The sequence below is a fragment of the Vibrio kyushuensis genome, assembly GCF_050337325.1.
In the GTDB taxonomy this organism is placed as follows: Bacteria; Pseudomonadota; Gammaproteobacteria; order Enterobacterales; family Vibrionaceae; genus Vibrio; species Vibrio kyushuensis.
The window spans coordinates 145962-165173 of sequence record NZ_JAKJSV010000008.1 but is presented as its reverse complement, the minus strand read 5'-3'; the positions used below and the strand labels follow the sequence as shown (position 1 = coordinate 165173).

Annotated in this window: 11 protein-coding genes and 2 pseudogenes; 6 read left to right on the top strand and 7 right to left on the bottom strand. The window is 44.7% G+C overall.

Features of this window, described 5'->3' with window-relative positions:
• Positions 1-183: 183 nt before the first annotated feature.
• Positions 184-837 carry an HAD family hydrolase gene (locus L4D20_RS18310; RefSeq protein WP_428803027.1) on the bottom strand — a complete coding sequence of 218 codons (654 nt, stop codon included), beginning with the start codon at positions 835-837 and terminating at the stop codon, positions 184-186.
• 465 nt (positions 838-1302) lie between these two features.
• On the opposite strand from L4D20_RS18310, the pseudogene L4D20_RS18305 reads away from it, so the two are divergent.
• A pseudogene (locus L4D20_RS18305) lies at positions 1303-3085 on the top strand (FAD-dependent oxidoreductase); the annotation flags it as partial.
• A gap of 77 nt (positions 3086-3162) precedes the next feature.
• A pseudogene (gene fdhF, locus L4D20_RS18300) lies at positions 3163-5547 on the top strand (formate dehydrogenase subunit alpha); the annotation flags it as partial.
• Positions 5548-5620: 73 nt separating this feature from the next.
• Here fdhF and L4D20_RS18295 read toward each other — a convergent pair.
• The 6 genes from L4D20_RS18295 to L4D20_RS18270 form a co-directional block, all read right to left on the bottom strand.
• Positions 5621-7489 (bottom strand): methyl-accepting chemotaxis protein, encoded by a 1869-nt coding sequence (locus L4D20_RS18295; protein WP_428803026.1) that lies wholly within the window; start codon positions 7487-7489, stop codon positions 5621-5623.
• Positions 7490-7506: 17 nt separating this feature from the next.
• Positions 7507-7917, bottom strand: coding sequence for a rhodanese-like domain-containing protein (locus tag L4D20_RS18290; RefSeq protein WP_428803025.1), 411 nt, complete (start codon positions 7915-7917; stop codon positions 7507-7509).
• A gap of 830 nt (positions 7918-8747) precedes the next feature.
• Positions 8748-9512: a Fe(3+) dicitrate ABC transporter ATP-binding protein FecE gene (gene fecE, locus L4D20_RS18285; RefSeq protein ID WP_428803024.1), complete on the bottom strand. Its 765-nt coding sequence runs from the start codon at positions 9510-9512 to the stop codon at positions 8748-8750.
• Positions 9512-10483 carry an iron chelate uptake ABC transporter family permease subunit gene (locus tag L4D20_RS18280; protein WP_428803023.1) on the bottom strand — a complete coding sequence of 324 codons (972 nt, stop codon included), beginning with the start codon at positions 10481-10483 and terminating at the stop codon, positions 9512-9514. The genes fecE and L4D20_RS18280 overlap by 1 nt, the downstream gene beginning before the upstream one ends.
• Entirely contained in the window at positions 10480-11469 is a 990-nt protein-coding gene (locus tag L4D20_RS18275) for a FecCD family ABC transporter permease (protein WP_428803022.1), read from the bottom strand. The genes L4D20_RS18280 and L4D20_RS18275 overlap by 4 nt, the downstream gene beginning before the upstream one ends.
• A 2-nt stretch (positions 11470-11471) precedes the next feature.
• The gene (locus tag L4D20_RS18270) at positions 11472-12371 is read right to left on the bottom strand and encodes a Fe(3+) dicitrate ABC transporter substrate-binding protein (RefSeq protein WP_428803021.1); all 900 of its coding nucleotides are present in this window, start codon (positions 12369-12371) and stop codon (positions 11472-11474) included.
• A gap of 463 nt (positions 12372-12834) precedes the next feature.
• Here L4D20_RS18270 and L4D20_RS18265 point away from each other — a divergent pair, with 463 nt between their 5' ends.
• The 4 genes from L4D20_RS18265 (at position 12835) to L4D20_RS18250 (ending at position 18888) form a co-directional block, all read left to right on the top strand.
• Positions 12835-14469, top strand: a complete 1635-nt coding sequence (locus tag L4D20_RS18265; protein WP_428803020.1) for a pyridoxal-dependent decarboxylase — start codon at positions 12835-12837, stop codon at positions 14467-14469.
• Positions 14470-14480: 11 nt separating this feature from the next.
• Entirely contained in the window at positions 14481-15569 is a 1089-nt protein-coding gene (locus L4D20_RS18260; protein ID WP_428803019.1) for a nitrilase-related carbon-nitrogen hydrolase, read from the top strand.
• Positions 15570-15634: 65 nt separating this feature from the next.
• Positions 15635-16771 carry a TMAO reductase system periplasmic protein TorT gene (gene torT / locus L4D20_RS18255; protein WP_428803018.1) on the top strand — a complete coding sequence of 379 codons (1137 nt, stop codon included), beginning with the start codon at positions 15635-15637 and terminating at the stop codon, positions 16769-16771.
• A 176-nt stretch (positions 16772-16947) separates the two neighbouring features.
• The gene (locus L4D20_RS18250; RefSeq protein ID WP_428803017.1) at positions 16948-18888 is read left to right on the top strand and encodes a HAMP domain-containing methyl-accepting chemotaxis protein; all 1941 of its coding nucleotides are present in this window, start codon (positions 16948-16950) and stop codon (positions 18886-18888) included.
• Positions 18889-19212: the final 324 nt, after the last annotated feature.

Genomic DNA, 19212 nt, shown 5'->3' with positions numbered 1-19212 from the left:
GCGTTTACTTTAATGGGTTGAAAATTGAGAGCTTTATTCCAAATGGAATAATCATTATTCCAATTAAAATTCGACTTGAAGTGGGGACGGGTGGAGAAAAGAGAGGATAAAAAGAACCTTAGATAAGGTAAGAGTGCTGATAGGCATCAACACTCCTTTCATGATTGAGTTAGGTAAGCAACGCTAATTCTGCTTTAACTCACTTAACACATGGTGAAGAGAAGAGCGAACAAGAGGAGATAGAGCTAGAACTTCCTCGCATGGCTCAACTAAGTCTGGGATCTGGTAAGTGATCATCTCAGCTGCAATGGCCGAGCGAACGCCATTGTTGGAATCTTCGAATGCCAAGCACTGTTTAGGGTCTATATTCAAACGCTGTGCTGCAAGCAAGTAAATTTCAGGATCTGGTTTGCCATGTGTCACTTCACAACCTGTCGTCAGGTTATCAAAGAAGTGATCCAATCCAGCAAGCTTTAGTTTAATAGCAGCCACGTCTTTTTGTGTCGAAGTCGCAACCGCAGTGGGGATGTTGTTGGACTTTAACCAAGTGAGTAATTCAACCACGCCTTCCTTCACAGGGATCGCTTGGTGTTTTACCACGGCATTATATCGCTCCCGCCACTCAATATGCAGAGCGGGGTAATCAAGGTCAGGGCCATAACCTTGGCGAATAACTTGCTCAATACCCGCGGAGTTACGGCCAATAATCGAGAGATAAACATCCTCTAAGAAAGACACATTTTGGGCTTGGCATGCTTGTTTAAAAATCGACATGCAGACTCGCTCGGTATCGAGAAGTAATCCATCCATGTCAAAAATCGCGGCTTGAAAATTCATAGAGTTCGTATCGTTTATCTATCCAAAAAAGAGTGGGCATTGTGGCATGTTTAATTATAGACGACCACAAATGCGAGCCATTTGTTATCTACAAGACCGAATGTTAATCGAGTGGAATGAATGTGTAATTGTAAGGTAGCCATTTAGTGGTGATTTATGTGAATTTTGAGCTTGGAATTATCTAGATCAATGAATGTGCGATTAATCGTTTTTTGCATCGTTTCAATCGATATTTTTCAATAATTAACCCTCGACAATGAGGCTTATGAAAAGGTAATGTCACACGAAATTAACCTTAATATTAGTATGGTATTTACTTTACTAATGTGTGCTTACGGGACGGTAAGCGGCAGGGTAAAGATAAAATAAAGAAAAGGTTTGATAGCGACGCATCAAGAATATTGCCGCTATTTCAATAGCCTAGAATATAAATGGAAGTAACGTCTCTTATTGAGCGAGGAAAATATGGTTCAAATTGTCATCGATGGCAAGTTTAGGATTGTTGAAGAAGGTCAATCACTACTAGAAGCATCAAAAGTATGTGGGTTAGAAATCCCTTCTCTTTGTGGTCTTAACAAATCGTCAGATAAGATCCCATGCGATCTCTGCGTTGTTGAAGTCGAAAGTGGCGGCATGAAGCGCTCATGTGAAATGGAAGTATATGACGGGCTCAATGTGATTACTCAATCGCAAGCACTGACCGATCATCGTAAATATGCGCTAAATCGTATTATGACGGATCACTATGCTGACTGTGAAGCGCCATGTAAAACGGCGTGTCCAGCGGGCGTAGACATTCAATCTTACTTGCACTACATCGCTCAAAATGATCATAAAAAAGCGATAGAAGTAATAAAGCGTACACTGCCAATGCCTTTGTCTATTGGTCGTGTTTGCCCTGCATTTTGTGAAACAGAATGTCGCCGAAATCTTGTTGATGAGTCTATTGCGATTCGTCAGCTAAAACGTCATGCTGCTGATGCTGATTTAACCGCGCAAGAGAGCTACACACCACCGAAAAAAGCCGACAAAGATAAGCGTGTCGCTATCGTTGGTGGTGGACCGGGCGGGCTAACCGCAGGTTACTATCTTTCAAACGAAGGTTATTCAGTCACCGTATTTGAATCGATGCCGAAAGCGGGTGGTTGGCTTCGTTACGGTATACCAGAGTACCGTCTACCAAAGAGCATTCTTGATAAAGAAATTGAGCTGATGTGCCGTAATGGCATGGAAATCAAAACCAATCAAAAACTGGGCGAGCAGATCACGCTGTCTCAGTTAAGTGAAGATTACGATGCCGTGTGTTTAGCCGTTGGTGCATCTGCCGCGGTTGAGATGAACTATACGGGCAGTGATTTTGATGGCTGCTATCTAGGTGTTGATTACCTAAAAGATTACGTCACAGATCAGAACTACACGACAGGTAAGAAAGTCGCCATTATTGGTGGTGGTAACACCGCGATTGACTGTGCTCGTACTGCGGTTCGTGATGGAGCGGACACCACACTTATCTATCGCCGGACTCGCGATGAGATGCCAGCTGAAGATTATGAAATCGAAGAAGCTGAGCATGAAGGGGTGAAGTTTCACTTCCTGACTAACCCTGTTGAGAATATAGCGGATGAAAACGGCCGAGTTAAAGAGATTCGCCTTGAGCGCATGAAGCTTGGTCCTGCCGATGCTTCTGGCCGTCGTAGCCCAAAACCGACCGGAGAATACTTCACTGAAGCGTTCGATACGGTTGTTGCTGCGGTTTCACAAAAGCCTGATCTGAGCTTTATGGACAACGAATCGCTTGAGATTCCATTAACTCGTTGGAACACCGCCGATGTAAACCCAGATACTATGCACAGTGGTACGGGCAATATCTTTAGCATTGGTGATTTTCGCCGTGGCCCTGCAACGGCTGTAGAAGCGGTTGGTGATGGCCGTATTGCGGCTGAAGCGATGGATCGATTCTTTAATGGCGATATGGAAAACATTCCCGTCACGCCATTTAACTCTCGTAAAGAGAAAAAGCTGAAGCAGATTGATCCCCTTCAATTCGAAAATTTGCAGAAAGTCGCGCGAGTTATCATGCCAGAACTCACAGCAGAGCAGCGTGAGCAGAGCTTTGAAGAAGTCGAGACAGGTTTTGATAACGCCGATGCGATTGCTGAAGCGGCGCGCTGTTTAGAGTGTGGCTGTCAGGCAAATACCGCGTGTGACTTGCGTGATTACTCAACTGAGTATGGCGCGGTTCAAACCTTTAAACCTACGGAACAATTAAGTCAAACCGTTGAAATGCAGTCGGATGATTACTGGCAGCAGCTTCGTAGTAAAGATACACGTCAAAAGTGCGAGATTGATACTAGCTCAGAGTTTGTTGTCTTTGATGCAAACCGTTGTATTAGCTGTGGCCAATGCGTTCAAGCGTGTCGTGAAGAATCTGTTCATGGTGTTCTAAGCTTTATGACCAACAAAGATGGCACGCCAGCCTCTCGCCCAGAGTGTCGCCCTAATTTTGGTGCGAACGGCACTGCAATGGGGGATTCTAACTGTGTTCAATGTGGTGCGTGTGTTCAGGCTTGCCCTACTGGCGCAATGTATGATGCTCGGGACCGATCTCAAGGTCGAAAAGAGAACCTAAAAGCCGTTGATACCATCTGCACCTATTGTGGCGTGGGTTGTAAATTGACTATGTTTGTTGATGAAGCAAACAATAAGATCAAATACGTTGAAGGTGCTGATTCACCGGTTAACGAAGGCATGCTGTGTGTTAAAGGCCGTTTTGGTTTTGATTTCATCTCTGATGATACTCGTTTAACCACGCCACTGATCCGTAAAGATGGTTGGCTACAGCCTGCTTCATGGGAAGAAGCGATTGCCCTGATTGCCGACAAATTTGGTTCAATTAAGCAAAGCTTTGGCGGCAACGCCCTAGCGGGTTTCTCATCGGCAAAAACCACCAATGAAGATAACTACGCCTTCCAGAAATTTATTCGTCGTGAGCTGGGCACGAATAACGTCGATCACTGTGCGCGGCTATGTCACGCATCAACAGTGACCGGCCTTGAAGCCTCACTTGGTAGCGGGGCAATGACTAACGATATCCCGAGTATCAAACACTCGGACGTTATTTTTATCATTGGCTCTGACACGACAGCCGCTCACCCAATCATTGGCTCGCACATCAAACAAGCGGTTCGTCATAATGGCGCGCGCCTAATTGTCGCTGACCCTAAACGTATTGATATTGCTGATCACGCGGAGCTTTATTTAGCTCACCGCCCAGGCACCGATGTGATGTTGCTAAACGGTGTTATGCAGCAGATCATTAAGCATGGCTGGTATGATCAAGAGTACATTGAAGAGCGTGTTGATGGCTTTGACACCTTGCTTCAAGAGGTGATGTCTCCTAACTACTCTCTTGAAAAAGTGGAGCTTGTGACTGGCGTTAAAGCCGACGATATCTTCGCCATGGCGCGTTTGATTGGTACGGCAGAGCGTACGGCGGTGTACTACTCAATGGGCATCACGCAGCACACGACGGGGCACGATAACGTTCGTTCTATTGCTAACCTGCAGCTACTGTGTGGCAACATTGGTATTGAAGGTGGTGGTATTAACCCATTACGTGGTCAATCAAACGTTCAAGGCGCATGTGACATGGGCGCGCTGCCAAACAACTACCCTGGCTATCAGAAAGTGTACAACCCAATGGTACGTCAGAAGTTTGCTATGGAGTGGAACGTCTCTGATCTACCTGCAGAGATTGGTTTAACCCTCACTGAAATCATTGATGCAGCGTGTAAACGCGATGTTCGTGGTTTGTATGTCATGGGCGAAAACCCAGTACTGAGTGATCCAAACCAAGCCCATGTTATTGAAGGACTTGAAGCACTTGATTTCTTAGTCGTTCAAGACATCTTCCTAACCGAAACGGCGCAGTATGCCGATGTGGTTCTTCCATCCACCTCATTTGCCGAAAAAGCGGGTCACTTTACTAATACTGAGCGTCGTGTTCAGCGTTTAACGCCAGTGGTAAATGCGCCGGGAGAAGCAAAAGAAGATTGGAGAATCATCCAAGACATTGCTATTGCGATGGGCAGTGATTGGGATTACAAAAACGTAATGGATATCACCAATGAGATCGCTCGCGTAACGCCTCAGTATGGTGGTTTACGTTGGGAGGCGATAACAGCGGAAGGGGTTCAATGGCCAAGTAACAAGAAGAACCCTGACGGCACGCGTATTATGCACCAGACTCAGTTTACCCGTGGTCGTGGTCAAATGGAGGCCATTCCGTTTAGATACGCCGCAGAGCTACCAGATGAAGATTACCCGCTAGTACTAACCACGGGACGAGTTCTAGAGCAGTTCCATACAGGAACCATGACACGTAAAACCAAAGGGCTTAATAACCTTGCAGGTCCACGTGCGATGGTGAGTGTGGCGGATGCAGAAGAACTAGGAATCACCAACGGTCAGATGCTGCGTGTTTCAACGCGCCGTGGTTGCATTGAAATTGCCGCATTTATTACTAAGCGTATGCAAACGGGCGTGGTGTTTATTCCATTCCACTTTGTAGAGTCACCAGTGAACCGATTAACTTCTACTGCAACGGATCCGCACGCTAAGATCCCAGAGTTCAAGGTTGCTGCCGTTAAGGTTGAAGCGCTTGTACCGGGTGAAGTGGATTGTGAATGCAATGATGTCGTGTCTATGTAATTGATGTAACATCGCTCGATAAAAAAGGCTCGCTTGCTAATATCAGCAAGCGAGCCTTTTGGGGTATTGAGAGTTAGAACTTGAATCGGTCTACAATATTTTTCAATCGAGTCGTTACGTCGGCTAATTGATCTGTTTCTTTAAATATCGTGTCAGCGCCTTCTGCGCTTTGCTGCGATATGGTATTGATATTAACGGCATTACGGTTTATTTCTTCTGATACCGCCGCTTGCTCTTCTGCTGCGGTTGCAATTTGAATAATCATATTACTAATGTCACTAGCCATCTCTGTAATCGACTGTAGCGATTCACCACTTTGGCTCGCAAGCTCAACAGAGGTTCTTACTTTTTCTTGGCTAGATTGCATTACCTGAGAGGCACTTTCGACTTTCGACTGAAGGCTTTCAATCATATCTTGAATTTCTTGTGTGGATGTTTGAGTTCGGCTTGCAAGCGTTCGAACTTCATCAGCGACCACGGCAAATCCTCGCCCTTGATCTCCTGCTCGGGCCGCTTCAATGGCGGCATTCAGAGCCAATAAGTTAGTCTGCTCTGCGATTCCTTTAATGGTATCGATGATGGTGCCTATGGCGTTACTGTCGTCCTCTACTTTCTTCACTACATCATTGGCATCTTCAATCTCTTGGGCAAGAGATTCAATTGAGGTAATGGTTTGCTGTACCAAGCTCTGGCCGTTTTGTGCTTCTTTGTTGGAGCGCTCAGTGGAAGACGCAGCCACGTTGGCGCTGGTGGCAATCTCTTTTACGGTTGCGGTTAACTCAGTAATGGCGGTAGTGAGCTGCTCTAACTCTGCTTGTTCAGTATGAACACCGTCACGGGTAGTTGCTGCTGAGTTGCCTATATTAGAACTGGTTGCGACAAGGAGCTCTATCATTGAAACGATTTGGGAAACAATGTCTCTTAAGCTCTCAATGGTTATCTTTAGTCCGTCTTGCAATTGACCAATTTCATTACTTGACGTCACTTCAACAGATAAAGACAGATCACCAGCCGACAGTTCCTTTAAATTTGAAACACTACTTTCAAGAGGTTTGAGCTCATGAGCCATGAACTTATACACTGCAAATAGTGCGATAAACACAATGGCAATGATAATTGAGGTGACTAAAATATTGGTGCTTCGTTGTTCAAGGTAGCTTTGCGTAAAATCTTTGGCAGTAATGAAGTGTGCGATAGTGACCCCCGCGTCATTTTTGATAGGCAAATTGATCACGGAGTAATAGGCGTTATTCGCTTCAATAATGTTAGCAGAGTTGCTTTCTAACTGAAGAAGCTGTTGTGAAAGAGCAGAAAATAGTGACGGCTCGGTTACGTAATCGACGTTACCATCGAGAGATTGTATCAATACTTCTGAATGGTTAATTGCCTTAAAGTCATCGATGGCTTGAGTAAGCTCTTTACCGTAGATACCCGTACCAATAGCTTTACCACGCATACTCAGCGGAAAGACAACAATATTGAGCAGTTTCCCATCGCCATCACGCTCAATGCCGTGAGTGAGTTTCCCCTCTTTAATCGCCTTGTCGACAAGCGCTTGTTTACTGTTATTTCGGCTCTGGATAACGGGCGAGGAAAACTGTACAACACCTTTCGTATCTGTCAGTTGCATCCTCGATAGTACACCCGATGCACTGAATAAGTTGTAGGTAGTCGATGCGCTTTCTTTAAGTTTATCGAGTTGACCTCTCTGTAGTGCTTTACGAGTGTCGCGATCGCGAATCAATGTAGAAGTTGCATTTTCCATCGCTTTGGTTTGCCCGTTAATGATTTGCTTCCATAATTCAGAGCGGCCAAGCATGGTTGATTGTTCAAATCGATGATTACTATTCGCCAGAGTGACTTGGTTTGCGACGGTCAATGAGATCACCACTAAGGTGATAAGAACCACTACGAGCAAGGTAATTCGTGAACGTAATAACATGTTGCTATTCTGCCCAATTACTCAACGGGATAACCAGCGCTTTTCCAAGCAGGGAAGCCATCACGATAGTAATGTATTTGACTAAAACCCCACTCCACGGCTTTCATGCTTGCTTTCGAACTTCGCAAACAATTTTCACCATTACAATATATGACTGCCACTTCATCTTTTCCGACTTCATCAGAAAGGGACTCTTCATTAAAGACTGACTTTAGCTCGATATGAGCCGCATCAGGAATTCGCCCATTCGCCCAATCTTTATCACTGCGAACATCGATGAAAATTGCACCGTCATCATATAGTGACTTTGCTTTTGCGGTATCTATAGTTGTTGCGCCATCAACCGTCATTGGAGACACTTCGGCAACCGCATACGGTGTTAATAAAAGGAAAGTCAGGCTAATTAAGGTTGTTAGTATCGCTTTCATAACAGGGTGTCTCTTCTTCTATTGATAGAATTAAGAGTAGCAGTTTTTGTGATGTGCATCGTACTTTTGGCGGTTATGTTGAAGACCATGACTGAGAACCACTGTGGAAAGGCGCGAGAGCGGAAGCGCAATCCCTTTGCTTGCCAGTATGTTGGCTCTGTTTTCGTAGCCTGCATTTTTAATCTCGGCTTCAATTTCAACCTTGAGCCTAGTCACTTCTTAATTGTTGATATCTACCGCAATCTATAAGACTCTGCTGTTTCAACTCACAACCAAATAAAATAACGAGTGAACTTCTAGTGCCACTTATCCCAACAAATTAAAAATCGATTATTTCTGGAATATATGTCTATTGATGCTATTAATTAAGTTGCCTTTTCAATGAGTACTCACGTACATGGCTGTTGGGAGAAATACTGCCGTTATTATGATGTAGGCCCACTCTATATCGAAATGGGCGCTGATAAATATACAGTGACTCATGGTGATGTGTCAGAAGTCTTACACTGTCCTATTAAAGATAGCCCCTACCGAGATCATAGAACTCTGTGAATACTTAGATGGGTATCTCCCCGTCTTGAAGGAAAGAATCGTGGGCGAATTAGTGATGGCAGTTGGTTCAATCTCGGGTACCACTGTTACGGGGAAAGGAGGCGACATGGAAGAAATTGATAATGTTGTTGACGCTTATTGTAAGGCTTTTCCCATACAACCCATGTAGATATTCCAATTCAAGTTGCTCATTTGGGTTATGGCGTTAATGCCAAGACTCAAGCCCCTTGGCAATTGCGTGGTAACAATATCAAGACGTGGTTGTACGGCAAATAAACTTATCGTGCAATACACATTGGCGAACCTGCTATCGGATCTTGAACAACCTTAGCATCTAGGCAAAATACACTTTCCAATAGCTGCTCGGTAAAGACTTGTTCTGGCGAGCCTTGAGCGACTAACTGCCCCTGATTTAAGACCACCAAATGATCACAATAACGACAGGCCTGATTTAAGTCATGTAAAACAACAATCACGGTTTTACCTTGTCGGTTCATATCACGCATTAATTTCATCAGTTCAATTTGATGGGAAAGGTCGAGATACGTTGTTGGCTCATCCAGCATCACCACTTCTGTATCTTGAGCTAAGATCATCGCAATCCAAGCTCGTTGACGCTGACCACCTGAGAGTGATTCTATCTTTTGCTCCGCGAGTGCAAATACCCCCGTTTCACGCATCGCTTGGTCGACTTTCTCTTTATCGTTGGCGGTAAGCCTTCCCCAGTGAGAGATATAAGGAGAGCGGCCATATTCAACCAACTTACGCACCGTTACACCTTCTGGACTAACGACCACTTGGGGTAGCATCGACAATCGCTGAGCGAGTAATTTATCTTTAATAGCCGATAGCGATTGGCCTTGAATCAGGATATTTCCGGCTGATATACGATTGATTCTCGACAGTGCTTTTAGCAAAGTCGATTTACCGCAACCATTAGGGCCAATTAGGGCTGTAATTTTGCCTTCTGGAATATTGAGCGATAAATTCTCAATGATGGTTTTGTCACCATAGGCGACCGAAAGTTGCTGAGTCGTGATCATTACCAACCCTTATAACGTTGCAGTAAAAAAATAAAATAGGGTGCACCAATCAGCGAGGTAAGCACACCAGCGGGCAATTCAATGGGGGGCTGAATGCCCCGGGCAAGTACATCTGATGAAAGCACCAATAGCGCACCGATAATGGCAGCGCCGGGCAGTAATAACTTATGATTATGGCCAAAGAGCATTCGAGAAAGGTGCGGTGCTAGCAGGCCAACAAAACTGATAGTGCCGCACACAGAGACACTCACGCTGGCCAATATTACTGCACAACCCAGCGCAAGGAGCTGAATTTTATTTGGAGAAACGCCAAGCGATGCTGCGGTTTCTTCACCAAGGCCCATAATATCAAGCCGCCAAGCGAGCCAGTAAGAGAGCGGAACTAGTAGAGCTAGTGTCCACCAAATGAAAGGCACTTGCTCCCAATTTCGTCCCCATAAACTGCCTGTTAACCAGATCATGGCGGTGTTGATCTCAATGGGGTTAACAATCATTAGAAAATCGATACCACTGCCTAAAAAAGCACTGATGGCAATACCAATAAGCGCAAGCCTAGCAGGGGTCGGATTAGAAAGGTAAGCGAGTGCTAAAATCATGAGTGCTGCCGCAACGCCGCCAGTTAGGGCGGATATAGGCAACCAAATTAAAGGGGCACTTGGCCAATAGACCAACAGCGCGGTCGCTGCTAACCCTGCACCAGCACTAATGCCCATGAGATCAGGTGATGCAAGCGGGTTACGAATAATCCCCTGTACTAGAGCCCCGGAAAGACCCAGCCCAGCGCCAACACCAATCGCCAGAATAAATCGAGGTAGCCGATATTGATTAATGATGAAGTCTTGTTCGCTCATTGACGTCAGCGCACTAAACACCTCATTGATGGAGAGATCCACTGCGCCGACAAAGAGACTCGAAAACCCTATCAGAAAAGTAACTAGAGCCAAGGCAGTCAACGTTTTGTACTGACTCATAAGCGGCTCCGAACAGCTAATAGAATAAAGCAAGGGGTGCCAATTAACGCGGTGATCACGCCCACTGAAGTCTCTGATGGAAATGCGATGCCTCGCGATAAGCCGTCGGCCCAGACTAAAAGCAAGGCACCACAAAGCGCGCTTGCTGGAATCAATACTAGGGTATTGTTACCCACTAATTGACGAGCTACGTGCGGCACAATAAGCCCAACAAATCCAATCGGTCCTGCTACGGAAACGCTCACACCAGTCAGAAGAACTATGGCAATGCAGGCTGCAATACGGGTTAAGCCTACGTTAAGCCCCAGCCCAGTAGCCACGTCATCTCCTAACGCCAATAGATTTAAGTTTCGGCTGATTAAGATGGCTAATACTAATCCAACCGCACTGGCGGGCCAGAGCTGATGCCACTGAGACCAATCGACATTCGACACCGTACCAGAGAGCCAATAGATCACGCTGTAAGCCTTATCATCAGCTAAGATCACCGAAGCTCGCGTTAGCCCAATGAGCAGTGCATTGACCGCAACACCAGCCAAGACAAGTTTAAGTGGGTGTGGCCGAGCAGAAAAGAACCCACCCAGTAACATAACCAGCGCACCGCTCAGCACGCCCCCAGAGGTCGCCACCACCACACCAGGTAGCGTATTGAGTGACAGTAAACCAACACTGGCCATTGCCATGCCACAAGCTGCCCCGGCATTAATGCCAAGAACAGAAGGTGAGGCGAGGGGGTTGCGTGTCATGCCTTGCATTAATACACCAGCCACTGCAAGGTTTGCACCAATCAACATGCTGGCGTAAACCCTTGGCGCTCTCAGAGTCGCGATAATTTGCTGCTCCATGCTTGAGGCATCAAAAGCAAATAAGTAACCCCAAAGGTGCTGCTTTGATAAGGTGAAACTAGACCAGCTGAGCATGGAAAAGCAAAAGCCGGCAAACAAGATGCCGGCTATCGCAATAAAGTAAGAAGAAACTCTATTCATGATTAATTTGTTAAGATTTCCTCAAGATTTTCCGCAATCCCTTCTGCTGCTAACATGCCGCGATTCAATGACCATAGCTCAGGAGAGACCTTAACCGCTTGCTCTTTTTGACTCACTGAGAGCATTTTGTATAACGGGTTATTTTGCCAATCGTCGACCACGGTTTGCTCAGAGTATGGGCCAAGCAGTAGCCAATCAGGATTGGCTTTTAACAGCTGCTCAAAACTGGTTGGGAGATACGCTTTTTCGGTTTGATTTGGAATGGGGCTATTGAGGCCAAGTTCTGTGATGACACCACCTGCGTACGAAGCAGGTCCATGCATCCACATTCCTTTCTCTGTGATGACTGCAAATTGAATAGTCTCTTGGTTGGCGAAGCGCTGCTTGTATGCCTCCATTGTGGCTTTATGCTGAGCAATACGAGTCTGCATCTGCTGCTCTTTATTAACCACAATGCCGACAATGGCAGCTGCTTCTAAATTCTCTTGATAGGTTTCACCACGGCTTTTGAGCAGCAAAGTTGGTGCAATACGAGTCAGGTCTTCATACACAGCCGTATGTCGCTCTGCATCTGCGATGATCAAATCAGGCTTAAGCTCTGCGATCACTTCCAAGCTAGGCTGAGAGCGTACACCCACAGAAGTCCAAGGCTTGATCACCTCACGTACAGCAGGGATCACACGTTCTATTTTCTTGTCATCAGCAATGCCGACTGGGGAAATATTCACCGCCGCTAACGCATCAACAAACGAATATTCCAGCACTACAATTCTTTCCGGTGTACCCGAGATTGAAAACGTACCGTGTTCATCGGTGACAGTACGCTGAGCAGCAGTGGCAACCTGAGCGTAAAAAAGTACAGTGATAGAAAAAAGTGTTTTAAACAAGAGTCCTTTGTTCATAGCCAATATCCATGGAAAAGTCGTGGATTGAATACTATTTTATATTGTAATGATAATCAATATCATTTTTATTTATGGATTGGGAAAGAGGTTTAATCATGAACGTTTTCCATTGCGCTGATTCTCTGCTGGTTGGCAAAAAGCCGAGTTTATTGTAAATCGTTATATCGACTAGTCATCAAACTATCACTTAGTGAAATTAAAAAATTCACATCATATTCTGGAATATATGCCCATTGATGCTATTAATTAAGTTGCATGCATTTGGTGATGAGTGTTGTAACTAGTATCTATAAAGATGGGCTTCATCCCTGCAAGCACAAAGAAACCGATTATCTAAAAATCACTTATCGACAGCGACCTTCCTAAAATGGCTTATATAGGAATGGTTGTTTGAGGTTTTTGTTAAAAATTCTAATTTTTCAATAAATTACGGACATAAAATTATTATAAGGAACGTTTAATGGCTAAGGATAATGCAATGCTCCCTTTGTATGGGCGCAGCGAGTTTAAACAAGGTGTGCCAAAACTGAGGATACCTAAAGAACCAATGGCTCCAGAATCGGCTTATAGAATGATAAAAGACTCCCTGAATCTTGATGGAAGTCCTGCACTGAATCTCGCGACCTATGTCAACACTTGGATGGATGACTACGCAGAGAAGCTTATTCACGAAAACCTAGATAAAAATTTCATCGACCATGAGGAGTATCCACAAAGCTCCTTAATTGAAAAGCGACTCGTTCGAATGATGGGCGATATGCTTGGAACCGAGTTTGCCCCGGAAGATACTGACCCAGATACAGGTAAGGGCTTTTACGGTTCGGTAACGGTTGGCTCTTCCGAAGCGATAATGTTAGCGCTGATTGCACACCGTAAACATTGGCAAAACTGTAATAAAGGCATTAAAGATGAAGATGGAAAAATAGCTACACAAGGTAATAAAAACCGTCATCCGTTGGATCGCCCATTTTTACTGATGAGTACTCACGTACACAGTTGTTGGGATAAATATTGTCGTTATTACGATGTCGGTGCTTTATACGTCTCAATGGGCGCAGATAAATACACCTTGACGGGTGGCGATGTCGCTGAGGTTCTCAATTGTCCGATAGAAGACAGCCCCTATAGAAAGGATATCATCAAACTTTGTGAGTACCCTGATGAGTACCTTCCAACCTTAGATAAGAGAACGGTAGGTGAGCTTGTGATGGCGGTTGGCTCTATTGCGGGATCGACATTTACTGGTAATGGTGACGATACTGCAGGAATAGATAAAGTGGTAGACGATTATTGCAACCGTTTCTCACACGAGACTAAAGTTGATATCCCAATTCATATTGACGGTGCAAGCGGCGCCTTTATGCTTCCATTTACGAACAAACGCGCTGAAAAAAAGATGCGAAAAGAAGAAAGGGAGCACAAGAAAGAGGTAATCAATTTCCAGGGCACCAAACGGGTACGCTCTATTAACGTCTCTAACCATAAGTTTGGGATGGTATACCCTGGAATGGGGTCAGTGATATTTCGTAATAAAGATGTTGTTGATAAGGATCTTATCTATGACATTACTTACCTTGGTGGCAGTTTCGTCGATTACACGGTGAACTTCTCTAGAGGTTCGGGCGTCATTATCAGCCAATATTACAACTTCTTGAGCTGGGGGCGTCAAGGGTACCAAGCTGTATTGAATAACTGCATGGACAATACCGACCACCTCATTAAATGCATATCTGATAACCCAACTCTTAATAAAATTTTCACTCCTATTAGTGACAACCTTCACTACCCGATTGTGGTCTTTAAACGAGACGAGCGTAAGGGTGGGTATGCTTGGAACATGTCTGATTTCGCTGATGAAATGCGCGAGTATGGCTGGATCATCGCTTGCTATAAGCTGCCGACTACCGACCCAGAAAATGCCGATGGTTCCTATGTGTTTCGAATCGTAGTGCGACAGGTGATTACCTCAGAGCAAATTGAGTCTATGGCTACCCACATGACAATGGTTGTTGATGAGCTAGAAAAGCTTGATCGTAAATCGATTCAGATCCTACGTATTCAAAAACGTACTGTTTATACAGCATCAAGAATCTAAGGAGGCATGGAATGGGAATCAAGAAAGATCAAATAAATTGCCATGGCAACATGTGTTCCAAAGGTGAAACCATCAAGGACTGTCGTTACCCAATGGTGAAAATGAGCCTAACTGGTACTGAGCCTCCTAGATCCGGTGAGGGGCTGCGTATTGCAGTCTATCAGGGAGAGGGGTTAGCGGGAGACCAAAAAGCCATTGATTACAACCTTAAGTGTTTAAAAGAGTGGGCGGAAAAAGCGGCCAGTTATCAGGCTCAGATAATGGTACTGCCAGAGCTTTTTCTTTGTGGCTATAACATTCTACCTGACGACATCGATAAGGTTGTTCGAACGGCCTCTCAAGTACAGGACCTTGTGGGTTCCATCGCGATGAAAAACGAGATCGCTATCGTTTGCCCTTATGCAGAACTAGACCCTGACACGGGAGAGCATTTCGATACCATCTTGATGTTAGACAAAGGGGGAGAGATCCTTCGTAACTATCGTAAGTGTCACCTATGGGGAGTGGAAGAAAAAGCCAATTGGAAATACCCCTATGTGGACGACCCTAAAAAGGCATACCGCCCTTTCAAGGTAAACGGAATTAATGTCGGTCTGATCAACTGTTATGAGGCTGAGTTCCCAGAGGTATACCGAGTTTACGCACTGAAAGGGACTCAGGTAGTCATTGCACCAACGGCTGCCGATGTGGGGACGGTTGATAAGGACGGTGTTTTTGCTAGCTCTTGGATCTATCCAGATATTTCAAAAACCGCTATTCCTTGTAACGCGTACAGCAATAAGATGTTCACCGTTTACGCTAACCACGCAATGCGCCAGTTCCGATCTGATGGCAGCTTGTCAGGTGTCTATTTAGGTAACAGTGCGATTGCAGACCCTTATGGTGAACTACTTGCTCACGCCAACAACATGCCCACACTTTTAATTGCTGATTGTGTGCCGGGTAACTACCTGCCAACCCACCCCTATGGTGAGAGTGATTACATCAAGGATCGTCGCCCAGAGCTCTATTCTGCTCTAACCAAAATGAAAGCAACACTACCTGATGGGAGCACTTATCATTACCCCAAAAACCCCAATAAACATTCTAATGATGATTAACAATAATTCACTGAATAATCAGTTGTATAACAAACAATCATTAGTCTCTATGCTAGGAGAGAAACATGTTAAATAGAAAACAATCACATAAAAGAATAGTAAATAGCACTCTGTGTGCTGCTATTACATTTGGCTTATTTACCACACAAAGTAGCCTTGCCGAGGAAGTTTCTGTAGGGAGCTATTATGGCAACTACGATGTAACTCAGAAAAGCCCGGGTCAGCAGTCCCTTAGCCTACGAGGGCCCATCATGGAAACGTGGGCCCTGCCCGCTGTTCCAGATAAGAAGCTTCGTATCGGTATCAGTATTCCACATGTTCAGGACTCTTATTGGCACGCCGTAAACTACGGGCTTACCAGTGAAGCTGAACGGCTTAATGTCGAATTTGTTGTAAAAGAGGCGGGCGGCTATTCCTACTTAAATACTCAGCAGCAACAGCTCAATGAGCTAGTTGAACTGGGCGTTGATGGCATCATACTGGGTTCGATCAGCTATAGCGGAAATAATGAATTAGTTCAGCAAATCGATACTCAGGGTATTCCTGTTATTGAAGTGATTAATGATATTGAAGCACAGAGCATATCAGCAAAGTCCATAGTCAGTTTTTATGATATGGGCTACTTAGCGGGTGAGTATGTCGCTAATGACGCTGAAGAAGCAGGCAAAAATAAGGTAAACGTCATATTCCTACCCGGGCCAAAAAACTCAGGCTGGGCTGATGATTCCTTCACGGGTTTCCAATCCGCAACGGATTTCTTTCCCGGAGAGTTAAATGTCGTGGCTGTTGAATGGGGTGATACTTCAGCGAAAGCGCAAGGTGATTTACTTGCCAATGCGTTAGCAGCCCACCCTGACGTAGATTACGTCATTGGGAATGCCGTTGCAGCAGAGCTTGCTCCGGCTATCATTTCTAAGTCAGGTCAAAAGTCGAAAGTCATCGGAACTTATATCACTCCAGCACTCTATAAGGGCATTACAAACGGCACAATTGCAGCGGCGCCTGCTGACATGACCGTTGATCAAGCTCGTATCGCCATGGGGATGATGATTCGCCTACTTAAAGATGAAAAGCCAGGTACAGACTTCCCATTTAGAGCCGGACCACTCATTCCAGTACTCAGCAAGTCGAATATCACTGATTACTCTTATGAGAAGCTCTTTGGTCCTAAAGACTACTCCGTTCGAATGGACAATCTATAACGGCATAGAGGCCCTTTATCTAAAGGGCCTTAGCTTCGTAAATAGAAAGCAATCATTATGTTTTCAGGTAGATACGTTTACGAGTAGCTATGGTTACGGGTAGTAAGAATACAAGTAGCTAAGGAATAGCGATAACGATTTCTACTTCAAGACTCTTCTACTTTAAGGAATAAAGTATGTCGGTTAGAAAATTAATAATAAGTGGGTTTGGATTACTGCTTGTAATAATCTCGGTGATTACTGTTAAGGGGTACTTATCCGTTGAAAATGCTTCCCTTGGTTTTGTTTCCTACCAAGAGCTGGCTGATGATGCTAACTATGCGTCCAATTTGCGTGCTCAGCTTTTGGAAGAGAGCTTGCTGGCCAACAAGTATATTATTTCTGGAGATAAAAAGGCGCTGACCATCTATCAGGAAGCGGCTAGTGAGCTAAAAGGCAAACTTGACACAACCAGCGGTGAAATCGAGGATCCTGAACGAATTTCAATCATGGCAGACGCTAGGGAGCTACATGATAGTTACATTGGTGCATTTTCTGAAATTGAAGCACTTCAAAAGAAGAGAGAATCAGAGGCTGCAACGCTGACTACGCTTGGTGAGGATCTTCGCAGCTCGCTAACTGGGCTTATTGATAATGCATTTAAAAGTAATAATATTTCGGCGATCTATTATGGGCAAAAGGCACTTTCACATGTTCAAGCAGGTCGATTAGGCATCGTTAAATTCTTAAGCACCCGTGACGAAGCGGCGGTAGAGTCAACTCGTCAGGAGTTTCAGGAGTTTGGAAAAGTCTTGCAGGTGCTGGTCGGTTTGGTGCGAGATCCACAGCAACGTAAAGTGTTGGTACAAGCCCGAAAGGCAGCTCGCCAATATGTTGCAATGACTGAACAGCTTGTTAGTACGGTCCATAACTGGGATTCTGCCATTAATGGTTCAGTTAGTGAGATAAGCCCGCAATTAATGGCCAAAGCTGAAGCATTTAATAAGTCAGTACAGAATGAGCAGTCTAGCCTTGGTCCTATGTTAGCTAAAACCAATCAAGCGACTTCTTGGACGATCCTCTCAGTAGGATCAATTGGGCTAATCATCGGTGTTATCGCAGCAGTCATCATTACCAGAGCGATCATCAAGCCAATAACCGCTGTTATTACGCAACTGTCTGACATAGCCGAGGGAGAAGGCGACTTAACCAAACAACTCCCCGTTAATGGGCAAGGAGAGCTTGCTCAACTGGCGACTAATTTTAACTTATTTGTCGGGAAAATTCGCAATACGGTTGAGGACTTAACGTCGGTCAACAGAGAGTTGGTGGGTTACTCTGAGAATATGGCCGCGATTAGCTTGCAAACAAGTGAAGGGGTGAATGGTCAACAAGAGAATACCGAACAAGTTGGCCTCGCCATTAATGAGATGAGCATTACTATTCAAGAAGTTGCCCAAAATGCCAATTCTGCATCAACGGCGACAATGCAGGCAGAACAGCAGTCCAAGAGCAGTAAGGGGATTATTGGAAATACAATCAATCATATAAACACACTTGCTGATCAAATCAACAAATCAAGCCAAGCGGTACATAGCTTAGAAGCAGAGACAGAAACCATAGTATCCGTACTTGATGTGATTAAAGGGATAGCCGAGCAAACCAACCTTCTTGCTCTCAATGCGGCTATCGAAGCGGCGCGAGCTGGGGAGCAAGGGAGAGGTTTTGCGGTAGTAGCCGATGAGGTTCGAAGCTTGGCGTCACGCACTCAAGAATCTGCGGGTGAAATCGATAATATGATTGAAGGATTGCGTAAAGAAGTTCGTAATACCGTGGAAATGATGAACATGGCACAAGAACATGCTGCTTCTGGTGTTGTTCAAGCAGAAAAAGGCGGGGAAGCGATTGAAGAAGTCGCCAAAACGATTTCTCAAATTACCGATATGAACAATCTCATTGCATCAGCAACAGAACAACAAGGCGCGGCTGCGAGTGAAATCAATTCCAGTATTAGTAGTATCAGTGGAATTGGTCAAGAGACATCGCAAGGTGCTAATGAAACGGCTAGACTGTGTGAGTCGACTCAGAAAAAGGCGGCTCATATCAGTGAAATCTTAAAACAATTTAAGGTGGCTTAAGTTGTCTCACGTTATATGAGCATGGGTAGCTCTCTTCAATCGGCTAGTACTGGGTGAAGAAGGCTGTGGCTGAAATTATGTGGTTCCGATTTAATTACATTCCCTAGTTTACCTAAAGACATAAAAGTCAGTTTGTTGAAATCAGCAAGCTGGCTTTTTTATTAAATCTGATTATATGAATTTTTATAGTGCACATTAATTCTGGGCTGATATTCATTCAAATATATTACCAATGCTCATCAATTCATATGTGAACATAGATATTCATGCTCAGTGTGTATGGATTCGTGTTGGTAAAATAACTGGTGTTAATGTAAAAACAAC

Excerpts from the sequence above, each read along its gene's own strand:
- L4D20_RS18310 (WP_428803027.1), bottom strand. The coding sequence starts at position 837 with ATGAATTTTCAAGCCGCGATTTTTGACATGGATGGATTACTTCTCGAT.
- L4D20_RS18295 (WP_428803026.1), bottom strand. The coding sequence starts at position 7,489 with ATGTTATTACGTTCACGAATTACCTTGCTCGTAGTGGTTCTTATCACC.
- L4D20_RS18290 (WP_428803025.1), bottom strand. The coding sequence starts at position 7,917 with ATGAAAGCGATACTAACAACCTTAATTAGCCTGACTTTCCTTTTATTA.
- fecE (WP_428803024.1), bottom strand. The coding sequence starts at position 9,512 with ATGATCACGACTCAGCAACTTTCGGTCGCCTATGGTGACAAAACCATC.
- L4D20_RS18280 (WP_428803023.1), bottom strand. The coding sequence starts at position 10,483 with ATGAGTCAGTACAAAACGTTGACTGCCTTGGCTCTAGTTACTTTTCTG.
- L4D20_RS18275 (WP_428803022.1), bottom strand. The coding sequence starts at position 11,469 with ATGAATAGAGTTTCTTCTTACTTTATTGCGATAGCCGGCATCTTGTTT.
- L4D20_RS18270 (WP_428803021.1), bottom strand. The coding sequence starts at position 12,371 with ATGAACAAAGGACTCTTGTTTAAAACACTTTTTTCTATCACTGTACTT.
- L4D20_RS18265 (WP_428803020.1), top strand. The coding sequence starts at position 12,835 with ATGGCTAAGGATAATGCAATGCTCCCTTTGTATGGGCGCAGCGAGTTT.
- L4D20_RS18260 (WP_428803019.1), top strand. The coding sequence starts at position 14,481 with ATGGGAATCAAGAAAGATCAAATAAATTGCCATGGCAACATGTGTTCC.
- torT (WP_428803018.1), top strand. The coding sequence starts at position 15,635 with ATGTTAAATAGAAAACAATCACATAAAAGAATAGTAAATAGCACTCTG.
- L4D20_RS18250 (WP_428803017.1), top strand. The coding sequence starts at position 16,948 with ATGTCGGTTAGAAAATTAATAATAAGTGGGTTTGGATTACTGCTTGTA.